The organism is Methylobacterium sp. Ger2507, from assembly GCF_055231875.1.
Window position 1 is genome coordinate 4,839,909 of sequence record NZ_JBUYVC010000001.1, and the last position, 13,481, is coordinate 4,853,389.

The following is a 13,481-nucleotide window of genomic DNA, read 5'->3' on the forward strand; positions in this document are numbered from 1 at the left end:
CGAAATGCGTCTGATCGAATTAAATCTCCTTTAACCATGATCGGGCACCTTCACGCTCGAGAGAGTGGCGGCGAAGCTCGATGAGCCAGCCGAAGGAGATGGCGTGATGGCGCAAGCTGCGTTGCGGATCGTGGACGATGAGATCGACACGGGCATCGTTCGGCGCTTGATGGCGCGTCCGATCCGCGTCGTCGAGGACGTCGCTCCGGCCCTTGCGACGTCCATCCCGGCCGTGGCCGCGGGCAGGAGCGTTTCGGCCTCCGCCGAGACGTCCCAGCTCAAGGCCGAAGTCATGGTGATGAAAGCGGTTCTCGGCGCGGAGCGCCGCGAAGCCGAGCGGCTTCGCGCCTGTATCAGCCGGATCGATGCCGCAGAGCCTCTCACACCGGAGGCGCAAGCCGTGCGCGATCGCTGGGCGGCCCTCGTCGATCATCTCCTGACCGAACTACGCTGACGCGTCGGTTCGCGGACCCCGCCAAGCCTCTCCCTCTCTATTTCTCTCAACGAAGGACGACCATGAGCGCCCGTTGTTCGCTCGTCGTCAACGGCAAGTCCGTCCGCGTATCCACGGGTGATACGCCGCTGGAAGCAGCCCTTGCCGATGGAATGATCGCCCCTGCCCCGGGGCTCGGCGGTCAGGGTGCAGGCCCCGCCCCGCGTCGCGCCCAGAGCCGTGCGCATCGGGGTGAGGCGCTCAAGCTCTCTCTGCCCCGCGCCGCCGCGATCGATCCACCGCAACGGTTCGCCTTGCCGACGCGACCGGCCGCCGTGCAGAAGCGTGCCGGAACCGTGACGGAGATCTCCGCCGTCGGTCCTCAGACCTTCCAGGTCGTCGTCACGATCACCCGCCGACTGGCTCTGGAGCCGGGGCACGGGGTCGAGATCACCTTCGCGGGCTTCGCCCCGGTGACCTTGAGCCCGACCCTTCGCGTCGACGGCTCGGCCGAGTTGAACGAGCTCGTTTTTCACATCCGCCAGGAACGGGATGGGTTCGGCCTCGGGCATGAACTGATCGAAGCCCTCGCGCTTGATCAGCCGGTGAAAATCAAGGGCCCGGTCGGGCGCGGCTTCTACCGGTCCGGCGGCGGACGTCTGGTGCTTGTGGCCGCTGAGACCGGCTTCGGCCCGATCTGGTCGATCGCGCATGCGGCTCGTTACATCGAGCCGGCCCGCGACATCGTTCTCCTCGTCGGTGCCCGCAATCCCCTCGACCTCTACATGCGCCCCGCGCTCGATTGGCTTCGTGCCACCGGAGTCACGCAGATCGTTTCGGTGTCCGACCGGACCCGCCAACGCCCCCCGGAAGTGCGGCCCGGTCCGCTGACGGCGCACCTGCCCTCGCTGCGCAGCACGGACGTCGTCCATGTCGCCGGCGATGCCTCGACGGTCGGGGCGGTCGAGGTTCTGGCTGCCAAGATGGGCGCCCGCTGTCATCCCATCCTGATCGACGCCGGCATCTGACCGGCGCCGCGATCCGGAAGCCTGAACGCCACAGGGCGCATCCCGTGCAAGGATGCGCCCTGTGGCGTTTGACGAGCCGATCCGGCGGTTGCGCGTCCAGCGCTGCGTGGCAGGGCTGGACGCACACGGCTCAGGGGACGCGGCTCAAGGGACGCGGATGCCCCAGATGTCGTCGGCATATTCCCGCATCGAACGGTCGGACGAGAACCACGCCATCCGGGCCGTGTTGAGGATCGCCGTCCGCCACCAGAGCGATGGATTGCTCCAGGCTCCGTCGACGGCCCGCTGCGCCCGCCAGTAATCGTCGAAATCCGCGGTCACCAGGTAACGGTCGTTGTGGCGCAGATCCTCGACGATCGGGTGGAAGCGTGCGGGTTCTTCGGGAGAGAAGGCCCCGCCCGCGATGAGGTCGAGCGCTGCCTTGAGCCGCGGTGACGCGTCGATGGCCGCAGCGGCATAGCCGGGCTCGGCGAGGCGCGCTTGCACGCCGGCCGCATCCAGCCCGAAGATGAAGATGTTCTCGGGCCCGACATGGTCGCGGATCTCGATGTTCGCCCCATCCAGCGTGCCGATGGTGAGCGCGCCGTTGAGCGCCAGCTTCATGTTTCCGGTGCCGGAGGCTTCCATCCCCGCCGTCGAGATCTGTTCCGAGAGGTCCGCCGCCGGGATGATCGTCTCGGCCAGGCTGACGGAATAATTCGGCAGGAAGACCACCTTCAGGCGACCGGCCACGTCCGGGTCCGCGTTGACGACCTTGGCGACATCGCAGGCGAGCTTGATGATGAGCTTGGCCTGGACATAGCTCGGCGCCGCCTTGCCGCCGAAGATCTTCACACGCGGCGTCCAATCCTTCTTCGGATCGGCCTTGATGGCCTGGTAGAGCGCCACCGTCTCGATCACGTTGAGGAGTTGGCGCTTGTATTCGTGGATGCGCTTGATCTGAACGTCGAACAGAGCCGAAGGATCGATCGCGATGCCGGTGCGATCGGCGACCACCTGGGCGAGCGCGATCTTCCGGGCCCTGCGCATGGCGCTGTAGCGCGATTGAAAATTCGCGTCCGAAGCGACATCGGCCAGCGTCGACAGGAGTGCGGGCGTGTCGAGAACCTCGGGTCCCAGCGCTTCGACGGCGAGCGCGGTCAGCTCCGGGTTGGCATTGTGAAGCCAGCGTCGGAAGGTGATGCCGTTGGTCTTGTTGACGATCTTGTCGGTGTCGAGGGCGTGCAGTTCCTTGAAGACCGTGGTGCGCATGAGATCGGTGTGAAGGGCCGAAACGCCGTTTACGCGGCGAGCGCCGAGGAAGGCGAGATGCCCCATGCGCACACGCTTTCCATGGGACTCGTCGATGAGGGAGACGGCGGCCAGTTGCTCGGCGCTGCCGCGGCCCTGCTTGCCCTGCTCTTCGAGATGCATCCAGTTGATCAGATAGATGATCTGCATGTGACGCGGCAGGACACGCTCCAGCAGTTCCACCGGCCACGTCTCCAGCGCCTCGGGCAGGAGGGTATGGTTGGTGTAGCCGAGCGTATGGGTGGTGACGTACCAGGCGTCCTCCCAGTTGAGACCATGGTCCTCCAGCAGGAGGCGCATCAGCTCCGGTACGGCGATGGCCGGATGCGTGTCGTTCAACTGGATCGCCGCATGATCCGGGAGGGACCGCACGTCGCCCCGCTCGACGACATGGCGGCGGACGAGATCCTGCAACGAGGCCGAGGTGAAGAAGTATTCCTGGCGAAGACGCAGTTCCTGTCCCTCGGCGGACGAATCGCTCGGATACAGGACGCGGGAGATGGCCTCGGCCCGCGCACGACCCGCCACGGCACCGACATGGTCGCCACCGTTGAAGCGCTCGAGCTCGAGGGCGGTTTCGGCCTCGGCCTTCCACAGGCGCAGGGTGTTGACGTGACGGCCGCGCCATCCGACCACCGGCACGTCGTGTGCCACGGCCCTCACCGTCTCGGCCGGATGCCACTGGCGGCGGATCATCCCTTCGGAGATCGACGACATGGTGACATGGCCGCCGAATCCGATCGTGTAGGTCGCCTCGGGCCTCGCGAACTCCCAGGGATTTCCCTCGGCCAGCCAGGTTTCGGGCGCCTCCTTCTGCCAGCCGTCCTCCAACGTCTGCCGGAAGAGGCCGTGATCGTAGCGGATGCCGTAGCCGATAGCCGGAATCGACAGGCTCGCCATGCTTTCCATGAAGCAGGCCGCCAGGCGTCCAAGACCGCCGTTGCCAAGTGCGGCATCCGGCTCCGCCGCCTCCACGTTTCCGAGGTCGATGCCGAGGTCGCGCAAAGCCGCGCGCGTTGTCTCGACGAGACCGAGATTGTTCATGGCGTCGGAGAGAAGACGTCCGATGAGAAACTCGAGCGACAGATAATAGACGCGCTTGTTCGGGGTGCTGGATTCACCGTCGATGCACGCGTCGACGACGCGATCACGCAACGCCAGGGCCGTCGCCGCAAACCAATCCCGGTCGCGGGCGGTCCGGGGTGACTTGCCGATGACATAGGTCAGCTTGGCGAGAATCGCCTCGCGCAGGTCGGCGACGGGATCGCCCGAAAGCCGCGCCGTCGGCGAACGGCGGTCCGGGACGCCCGTCCTCTCCGTTCGGCCGGTCATTTCTCTGGCGTCGACCGGTACGCCGATCTCACCAGTATCCCGTTGGATCAATTTGTCATTCAACACGTGTCTAGCCCCCCATCTTAGCCGTTCACAGGGGACAGATGCTTCGGCGCGACGCCCGTGGCCATCATGCCGCCTCCCCGTCCCGTTCTGTGCGCGGCCTCGTTCCTTCGTGGTGTCCGATGATCCATCCCGACTTCGTCGACCGCGCGAGAAGAACCGCGCGCATCCGGCCATCTAGGGTTCCCCGGACCTGTTCAGACACAGCGCCGACATTGAGCCCTCAGGATGCAGACGGTGGCTTGTCCGAGCATGCCCTCATCCAGCCCCCCTATGACGTCCGATCCAGTCCCATGCCGATCTCCAGCCTTCCAGCCAGACCGCACGTGCGAGACTGCGAGACCCCGGCTGCGTCGGCAAGACTTAGTCCGCATGGGAATGAGACGACACAACGTTGGAATATTGTCTGAACGAGGTCAGCGGTGCCGGACGCGGGCCTGCGCCGGGCAGCACGGCAGAGCACCGGAAGCGACGCGGATCGATCGTCCGACAGGGGCCTTTCTTGCGGCAGAATTCCCGACCGTGGTTGCAAGAACCAGCACGCTGGCGATCGTCGATGCAGTGCATCAAGCCGGCGTGCGCAAACCCGTTTGCATCGCCGAAAGACGGTGGGAACGATCGTGAGATCCACCTCGGAGCGGCACGCTATGACCGTGAACCGCTTCTTAAGACCGGTGCCTGCATCGCTTCCATCCGAAGGGGACCCGATGGGGAAAGACCCCGTATTCCTCCGAATCCATCGGCAGGTTCAAAATAACTTCTGAACTTGGCCTGAATTGTGCGACGCAACGGAACAAAGGCTGTTCTCGGGCGTTCGCGAGGGTAACGTCGATGCTGGGCTCTTCTTGTCCGTTCCCGCCCACCGCTCGACGCGGGAACGATTTTATGAACCTATCGGATCGCTCCGATCACTTCGACGCCCACGCTTATCTCCGATCCCGCCATCATCTTCAGCCTCGTATTCTTTTTGCCACGCCAGAGATGGCCGATTTCGTCAAGACGGGTGGTCTTGGCGAAGTTGCTGGCTCACTTCCGAGGGCTCTCCGCAAGCATTACGACGTCCGCGTACTGATCCCCGGCTATCGTCAAGTTGTCGATCAGTTCGAACACATTCCTGTCGTCGCCCACCTGCCAGGTCATGCCGGCGTTCCCCCCTGCGAACTCGGCCTCGTCGAAACCGGGGACGGACTTCAAGTTTACGTGATCTTGAACGCCGATCTCTATCAGCGCGACGGGACCCCTTACGGCACTGCGCAGGGTGACTTCGACGACAACGATATTCGCTTTGCGCGCTTGAGCCTCGCCGCCGCGGAGATCGCCCGTGGGATCGATCCGGTCTGGGCGGCCGACCTGCTTCATCTGAACGATTGGCAGGCCGCTTTGGCGCCAGCCTATCTCGCTTGGGGCGGCGTGCAGGTGCCCAGCATCCTGACGGTCCACAATCTGGCGTACCAGGGCGTGTTTCCGCGGGAAAGCTTGGCACGCCTCGGTGTACCGGAAGACGCATTCCAGATGGACGGGGTGGAATTCTACGGCCAGATCTCCTTCCTCAAAGCCGGCCTGTACTACGCCTCCCACGTCACGACGGTCAGTCAGACCTACGCCCGGGAGATCATCACACCGGAAGCGGGGTGTGGTCTCGACGGCCTGCTGCGGACCCGCGCGGCGCAGGGGCGCCTCGCCGGCATCCTGAACGGCATCGACGAGAGCTGGGATCCGCGCACCGATCCGCATCTCGCAGCCCGTTTCGAGGTCGATGACTGGAAGGGCAAGCGAGCCAATGCGGAGACGGTCCGCCGTCAGTTCGGGCTCGCCGTCTCACGAGGACCGCTCTTCGCGATCGTATCCCGGCTCGTTCATCAGAAAGGGATCGACCTCAGCCTGGGGGCTGCGGAGTCGATCATCGCCGAAGGGGGCCAGCTGGTGGTCATCGGTCAAGGCGAAGGTCGGTTCGAGGGCGCCTTGCGGGATCTGGCACGCCGCCATCCGTCATCCGTCGGCGTTCATGTCGGTTTCGCGGAAAAGGATGCGCGCCGCATGTTTGCCGGCAGCGATTTTCTACTCATGCCATCTCGCTTCGAGCCCTGCGGATTGGCTCAGATGTACGCGCAGCGCTTCGGCTCGCTTCCGATCGTTCATCGAACAGGCGGCCTCGCCGATACGGTCGAGGACGGCGTGACGGGATTCACCTTCGGAGAGGCGTCGCCGCGTGGGTTTTCCGGTGCGATCCGACGCGCCTTCGACACCTTCGCGCAGAAGAAGCGCCTGAACGCGATGCGGCGCCACGCCATGTCGCGTGACTTCACCTGGGACCAGGCCGCTCAGAACTACTCGTCGCTCTACGCGCGGGCATTCGGCAACGCGGTCGGCCTGCGACTTCGCGCAGCCTGACCCTTTCAGATAAGGACCGACGCGAGAACCGGCGAACCTCCCTTCGCCGGTTCTCGCTTGCGCGGGGAGCGTCCAATGAGTGGACCGCAAACCGCACGCGGATCGGGGCCAATCGAGGGAAAATCCTTCACGCAACCGACATTTTGACGCGTTAAACAGTCTATCAATCTGAATGGATCGACTTCTGAGACGTAGCGTCACGGAAATTGACGCGTGATACCCGCATCGAACGTCCGAGTGGGGCAGCGCGCGGACCGATCACCTTGCGAGAGCTTGCTGTGCCGGCGGACGCTCGCCAGGCTCAACGGCCTGATTGCGGCGCTCTCTGTGTCGGAACGCGAGGCGCCGCACGCCGGCGTCTGAGCGGTACGTCAGGGATTATGCGTCTAGGGCCGCGGCCTATTGCTCGAAGCTGGCCAGATCGAAATAGTCACGCCATTCCCTGATTGCTCCATCATTGACGCGCATGCTGCCCATGGTGGGGAGCGTGATGCGGCCGCCGTTCCGATCCATGAACAAATCCAGTCTCTCGGTCAGAATAGTATCGCCATCCTGCCCCATGCGCAGGATCTGCCAGTCGACGCGAATGCGGCTTCCGACACCGAAGGCCTTATGGAAGCTGCGCGCGTTCTCCCGGCCACGGATCTCCGGCAACGGGATATTGTGGTAAAATACATCCTCGGCCAGGAGGTTGATTGCATCATCGAAGCGATCGTCATTGACGCGTTGAAAGAACAGCCGCACCAGGGCGATTTCGGGGGTGTCATCGGTCATGGCGCGCCTCGTTCCTCCTGAATTGCAACGATCCGTCCTCGTCACATCGTCGGATGAACCCACGCGTGAGGCAGGTCATTCACTGAACCCGTCGGACAGACGTGCTCAGTCTACAGACCGCATCGTGATGTCCAACCTGCATCGGCAACCTATCCGCGAACGCAGGGAAGAATAACCTAAGCGGCGCTAAGCTTATGTGCGATGACAATCGGGAAACGCCGGTTGCCCGCGGCAGAGGTTTCTCTTGGCCTCCCCACGACGCCAGTTCTCGGCAACGGACCCGCGACGGCGATCCTGGGCGAGGACTTCGACCCGATCATCATCGTCTCCGCGCTCGTCCTCCTCACGGCCACACGCCCTCGGTTGGCGAGGGTAAGTGGCCCCTCGCAGAGCGGCACACCCAGTTGGTCGCGTCGGGTGGCGCCTCAGCAGCCCGGACACGATTGTTCATTTGGTTGCAACCGACCGGCGGCAGGCGGTCTTCCCCTTCGAGTTTCGTCCGCCGGCGCGTGAAGCGACACGTCACACGCCGGCCGGGCGCCAGGACCCGAGGCCGGCGCCCGATTTCGGTCTAAGCCGACTCGCGCACGAAAATCGTGGTCGCCAGGGGCGGAATCGTCAGCGTCACGGAGAAAGGCTGACCGTGGCTCTCGACCGCTTCCGCATGAACACCGCCCATATTGCCGACGTTCGAGCCGCCATAGCGCTCCGCATCGGAGTTGATTGCTTCCCGATAGAACCCCGAGGCGGGAACGCCGATGCGATAGCCCTCACGGGGCACCGGCGTGAAATTCGACACCACGATCGCGAGCGCATCGGGCTCCCGACCCTTGCGGGCCCAGGCGATCACGCTGTTGTCCTGGTCGTCGGCCACCAACCACTGGAATCCGCCCGCTTCGGTGTCGCGTTCGTGCAGGGCAGGCGTCGCGGTGTAGAGGTGGTTGAGATCGCGAATTAGATCCTTGACGCCCTGGTGCATCCCATCGTTCAGGAGATGCCAGTCGAGGCTCTGGTTGTGGTTCCACTCCTTTTCCTGGCCGAACTCGCAGCCCATGAAGAGGAGCTTCTTCCCGGGGTGACCCCACATGAAGCCGTAATAGGCACGCAGGTTCGCGAACTTCTGCCAGCGATCCCCCGGCATCTTGCCGAGGAGCGAGCCCTTCCCGTGGACGACTTCGTCATGGGACAGCGGCAGGATGAAGTTTTCTGAGAACGCGTAAAGCAGACCGAAAGTCAGGTCGTGATGGTGGTAGCGCCGGTGAATGGTTTCCTTGGACACGAAGTTCAGGGTGTCGTGCATCCACCCCATGTTCCACTTGAAGCCGAAGCCGAGACCGCCGGTATAGGTCGGGTGTGACACACCCGGCCATGAGGTCGACTCCTCTGCCACCGTCAGGGTCCCGGGGGCATGGGCGTAGGTCGCCTCGTTGGTCTTGCGCAGGAAGTCGATGGCATCGAGGTTTTCGTTGCCGCCGTAGCGGTTCGGGATCCACTCGCCCTGCCGGCGCGAATAGTCGAGGTACAGCATTGACGCGACCGCATCCACGCGCAGTCCGTCGAGGTGATAGTGCTCGAGCCAGAACCGCGCATTGGCGGCCAGGAAGCTCGAAACCTCCGTCCGACCGAAATTATAGATGTAGGTTCCCCAGTCCTGATGGAATCCCTGGCGCGGATCGGCGTGCTCGTAAAGGTGCGTTCCGTCGAACTGGCCAAGCCCGTGGGCGTCGAGCGGGAAGTGCCCCGGTACCCAATCGAGCATCACGCCGATGCCGGCCGCGTGAGCGACGTCCACGAAGGCCGCGAAATCGTCCGGCGTGCCGAAACGGCTGGTCGGCGCGAACAGCGAGACCGGCTGGTATCCCCACGATCCGTCGAACGGGAACTCCGTGATCGGGAGCATCTCGATATGGGTGAAGCCCATCTCCTTCACATAGGGGATCAGGCGCTCGCCCAATTCCCGATATGTGAGGTAGCGATTGCCCTCCTCGGCGACCCGCGCCCAGGAGCCGAGGTGCACCTCGTAGATCGAGATCGGGATATGGCGGGGGTCTTTCTCGCCCCGGGTCGCCATCCAATGCGCGTCCTGCCAATCCGGGTCATTCGTCCCCTGAAGGACAGACGCGGTCTCCGGCGGCTTCTGCGCCGCGAAGGCGACCGGGTCCGCCTTGAGCGGCAAGACGGACCCGTCGGCGCCGCGAATCTCGTACTTGTAGTGAACGCCTGCGGTCAGACCGGGAATGAACAATTCCCAGATTCCGCCATTCTGCCACAGGCGCATGGGATGGCGCCGGCCGTCCCAGTTGTTGAAATCGCCGACGACGCTGACGCGCCGTGCATTCGGAGCCCAGACGGCGAAACGGAAGCCATCGATTCCATCGACCGAGCGAAGCTGCGCGCCGAGGATGCGGTAGGTGACATTGCTGCCGACCTCACGGAGATTGTCGATATCCTCCTGGCGCAACGATGATCCGAACCCGTAGGGATCATGGCGCGAGCGCTCGACACCATCCCAGGTCTCCACGATCAGTTCGTAGAGCGGACGGCCCTCGCTCGGCACGCGCGCGACGAAGAAGCCATCCGGGTGCTTGCGCTCGAAGGGAATCCGCTGCCCCCCGACGAGAAGGGTCGCGGATTTGGCTTCCGGCAGAACCGCGCGCACTTCCCATTGTCCGGTTCCGGCCTGATGTGGGCCGAGGATCGAGAACGGATCGCCGTGGTTCGCCGCCATGATGGCGGCGATGGCGTCCGGGTGCAGAGACCCAGTATCGGACGCCGCTGCGTGCGGCGACCGGGTGGCAACGGGCGTAACGTCCGTCGATCCGGAGGTGCCGGACATCTGGCCGGTCCTGCTCGCGAACGTCTCGTCGATGCCCATCATTCAAACGCCTCTCTTGATTTCATCCAGAATGTTGAGAACCCCACGGGCGGGGATTTCGATCCAGTCCGGACGATTGTTGGCTTCGTAATCGACTTCGTAGAGCGCCTTCGTGAGGATCGAGAGCTTGAGGAGCCGGCTCTCGGTCTCCGGATCGGTGACAGCAGCCCGGCTCACCGAAACTGCCTCGCGATACCCGTCCAGGTAGGCCGCATCGATCATGTCGCGCCATGCGATCGAGGCGCGTCGCGCTCTCTCCTCGGAATCCGAGAAGCGGGCGGCGATGCCACGGGTGACTGTCTCGGCCCCATAGGCGAAGGAGCGCAGCATACCGGCGACATCGCGCAGGGGCGTCGACTTGATGCGGCGTTCCTCGGACGGCCGCGAGGGCTCGCCCTCGAAATCGACGATGATGAGGTCGTCTTCGGCCGCCAACACCTGACCGAGGTGGTAGTCGCCGTGGATGCGGGTCTTCATCGCACCGAGCGGCGGCCGCGCGGTCAGGGTCTCGATCGCAGCCTCGACCTCGTGCCGACGTCCGGCCAATTCGGTGCTGGCCGCGTTCGAGGCGCGTCCGGCGAGCGCATCCAGACCGCGGAACGCTCGCTCGGCCTGACGACGGGTGTCATCGCCGAGAGCGTACAGGTCGGAATGGTCGAACGGTTCGGCCGCGAAGGCCGGATCGTCGGTTTCGACCGCGAAGGCGTTGTGCATCTCCGCCGTCCGACGTCCGAGCAGGATCGCCCAGCGCAGATGCGTCTCGAAGGCTTCGGCGGGTGACGGAGCCTCGCTCTCGGGCGCGAGCACCACCGTGTCGAAGTCGCGCCGGAGGCCCTCCAGCATCAGCGTCCAGGCATCGCCCTGGTTCGGGACGAACTTCTGCAGCACCGCGAGCGCCGTCCGAGTGCCCTTGGCATCGACGTGCTCGAGCACGCCGAGCAAAGCGGGCGTATTGGTGAAATGCGCGGTCTCGGTGAGGAAGCGCCCGACCTCGATCTCGGGATGGATACCCGTCTGCAGGCGCCGCAGGAGCTTGAGCATCATCTTCGAGCCGATGGCGATCGACGTGTTGCTCTGCTCGGCATTCAGCGAGCGAACCTCGCTGGCCTCGAAGGTGATGTCCGGATCGAAGGCCGAGGTGGTCGAGAACACCAGACGCCCGGTTTCGGTGGCGATCTCGCGTCCCTCGCGCATACCCTCGATCATCGAGATGGCGAAGGACGGCGAGGCGGCCGCGCCGAGCAGCAAGCCAGTGCGCGGCCCGCGGCGAACCCGCGCGACGGCATGCTGCAGCATCGCCTCCTCCTCACGGCCCTCGTCGACCGCGACCGGCACGAAATAATCCTGCCGCTCGCCCGTCGAGAGATGGACGGCAACGCGCGGCAGAAGGAACCGAGCCTCGCCGGCATTGTCCTTCAGGGCCGCGCTGTCCGTGACCTGAACCGACTTGATGCGTGAGCCCTTGGCGGCGAACCAGCGCCGGGTGGCGATGAAGCGCGGCGCGACCGTACGCTCGAAGGCGGTCCGCTCGCGGCCCGCCATCAGGGTCTCGATGCCGCCCGTCAGCACCAGCGTGAACAACTCCGGCAGTTCCGGCTGCGGACCGATGGTGCCGGTATTCGCGGCACTCAACGAGAACCAGTAGAAGCCATAAGACGGCAGCGTCAGCAGATAGGGCAGCTCGCCGATTGCCGGGAACTCGGAACCTCCGGTCAACTCGATCGGCACGGCATTGCGCAGTTCCGACAGGTCGAGCTGCACCGCCTGCGGCGCGCGCGACAGGTTGGCGACGCACAGCACGCGCTCACCCTCGAACTCGCGAATCCAAGCCAACACCTTCCGGTTCGACGGATACAGGAACTGCATCCCGCCGCGCCCAAGGGCGACCGAATTGTTGCGGATCGCGATCATGCGGCGCGTCCAGTTCAGCAGGCTGGTCTGCGACTGGGTCTGCGCCTCGACGTTGATGGCGTCGAAGCCGTAGATCGGGTCCTGCACCGAAGGCAGGAACAGTTTTTGCGGGTTGGCGCGGGAGAAGCCGCCATTGCGGTCCGGCGACCATTGCATCGGCGTGCGCACACCGTCGCGGTCACCGAGATAGATGTTGTCGCCCATGCCAATCTCGTCGCCGTAATAGAGCACGGGCGTGCCCGGCATCGACAGGACGAGGGACTTCATCAGCTCGATCTTGCGCCGATCGTTCTCCAGCAGGGGTGCAAGACGACGCCGGATGCCGAGATTGATCCGGGCGCGACGCTCCGCGGCATAGAACGACCACAGGTAATCGCGCTCCTCTGCGGTCACCATCTCGAGGGTGAGCTCGTCGTGGTTGCGCAGGAAGATTGCCCATTGGCAGCCCTCCGGGATTTCCGGGGTTTGCCGCATGATATCGGTGATCGGGTGCCGGTCCTCGCGGGCGATCGCCATGTACATGCGCGGCATCAGCGGGAAGTGGAATGCCATGTGGCACTCGTCACCGTCGCCGAAATACTGGGCGGTTTCCTCCGGCCACTGATTGGCTTCCGCCAGCAGCATCCGATCCGGATAGCTCGCATCGAGGGCGGCGCGGATCGCCTTGATGACCGTGTGGGTCTCCGGCAGGTTCTCGCAATTCGTGCCGTCGCGCTCGATGAGATAGGGAATCGCATCGAGACGCAGGCCGTCGACACCCATGTCGAGCCAGTAGCGCATGACCTCGATCACGGCCTCCAGAACGGCCGGGTTGTCGAAGTTGAGATCGGGCTGGTGGCTGTAGAAGCGATGCCAGAAATATTGCTTGGCGACCGGGTCCCAAGTCCAGTTCGAAACCTCGGTATCGAGGAAGATGATGCGCGTGTCGGAGTACGGCGTATCGGTATCGGACCAGACGTAAAAGTCGCGCTCGGGGCTGCCGGCCGGCGCCTCCCGTGCGCGCTGGAACCAAGGATGCTGATCCGAGGTGTGGTTGATGACGAGCTCCGTGATGACGCGCAGGCCACGCTCGTGCGCAGCGTCCACGAACTTCCGGAACTCCTCCATCGTCCCGTAGGACGGATTCACCTCGCGATAGTCGCCGATGTCGTACCCATCGTCACGCAGCGGCGAGGGGTAGAACGGCATCAGCCATATCGCCGTGACGCCAAGGTCACGGACATAGTCAAGCTTCTGCGTCAGGCCCTCGAAATCGCCGATCCCGTCATTATTGGAGTCGAAGAACGACTTGACGTGGATCTGGTAGATGATGGCGTCACGGTACCATTGCGGATCGCTGCGATCGATCATCGCGTCGTTGCCTCATACGTCGAGTTCAAGGGCG

General features: G+C 64.3%; 7 protein-coding genes. 3 read left to right on the forward strand and 4 right to left on the reverse strand.

The annotated features are described in order from the left end of the window. The first annotated feature begins 106 nt into the window (after positions 1-106). Complete coding sequence (locus tag ACV7NL_RS22435) at positions 107-454, forward strand: hypothetical protein (RefSeq protein ID WP_056188386.1); 348 nt, start codon at positions 107-109, stop codon at positions 452-454. A gap of 62 nt (positions 455-516) precedes the next feature. Beyond that, on the forward strand, positions 517-1,461 hold the full coding sequence (locus tag ACV7NL_RS22440; RefSeq protein ID WP_056188389.1) for a ferredoxin reductase domain-containing protein: 945 nt from the start codon (positions 517-519) through the stop codon (positions 1,459-1,461). Between the two features lie 144 nt (positions 1,462-1,605). Here ACV7NL_RS22440 and ACV7NL_RS22445 read toward each other — a convergent pair whose 3' ends face one another. Next, positions 1,606-4,083: a glycogen/starch/alpha-glucan phosphorylase gene (locus tag ACV7NL_RS22445; RefSeq protein WP_463356923.1), complete on the reverse strand. Its 2,478-nt coding sequence runs from the start codon at positions 4,081-4,083 to the stop codon at positions 1,606-1,608. Between the two features lie 948 nt (positions 4,084-5,031). Here ACV7NL_RS22445 and glgA point away from each other — a divergent pair. Next, positions 5,032-6,537 (forward strand): glycogen synthase GlgA, encoded by a 1,506-nt coding sequence (gene glgA / locus ACV7NL_RS22450; protein WP_463356924.1) that lies wholly within the window; start codon positions 5,032-5,034, stop codon positions 6,535-6,537. Positions 6,538-6,936: 399 nt separating this feature from the next. On the opposite strand, the gene ACV7NL_RS22455 is transcribed toward glgA, so the two are convergent. The 3 genes from ACV7NL_RS22455 to treS all read right to left on the reverse strand — a co-directional run bounded on the left by ACV7NL_RS22455 (position 6,937) and on the right by treS (position 13,447). Beyond that, the gene (locus ACV7NL_RS22455) at positions 6,937-7,311 is read right to left on the reverse strand and encodes a limonene-1,2-epoxide hydrolase family protein (RefSeq protein WP_463356925.1); all 375 of its coding nucleotides are present in this window, start codon (positions 7,309-7,311) and stop codon (positions 6,937-6,939) included. Positions 7,312-7,882: 571 nt separating this feature from the next. Further along, the gene (glgB, locus tag ACV7NL_RS22460; RefSeq protein WP_463356926.1) at positions 7,883-10,189 is read right to left on the reverse strand and encodes a 1,4-alpha-glucan branching protein GlgB; all 2,307 of its coding nucleotides are present in this window, start codon (positions 10,187-10,189) and stop codon (positions 7,883-7,885) included. Then, entirely contained in the window at positions 10,190-13,447 is a 3,258-nt protein-coding gene (gene treS / locus ACV7NL_RS22465) for a maltose alpha-D-glucosyltransferase (RefSeq protein WP_056188401.1), read from the reverse strand. Positions 13,448-13,481 lie beyond the last annotated feature (34 nt).

Coding starts and splice junctions, on each gene's coding strand:
- glgA (WP_463356924.1), top strand. CDS start 5,032: ATGAACCTATCGGATCGCTCCGATCACTTCGACGCCCACGCTTATCTC.
- ACV7NL_RS22435 (WP_056188386.1), top strand. CDS start 107: ATGGCGCAAGCTGCGTTGCGGATCGTGGACGATGAGATCGACACGGGC.
- treS (WP_056188401.1), bottom strand. CDS start 13,447: ATGATCGATCGCAGCGATCCGCAATGGTACCGTGACGCCATCATCTAC.
- ACV7NL_RS22445 (WP_463356923.1), bottom strand. CDS start 4,083: ATGACCGGCCGAACGGAGAGGACGGGCGTCCCGGACCGCCGTTCGCCG.
- ACV7NL_RS22455 (WP_463356925.1), bottom strand. CDS start 7,311: ATGACCGATGACACCCCCGAAATCGCCCTGGTGCGGCTGTTCTTTCAA.
- ACV7NL_RS22440 (WP_056188389.1), top strand. CDS start 517: ATGAGCGCCCGTTGTTCGCTCGTCGTCAACGGCAAGTCCGTCCGCGTA.
- glgB (WP_463356926.1), bottom strand. CDS start 10,189: ATGATGGGCATCGACGAGACGTTCGCGAGCAGGACCGGCCAGATGTCC.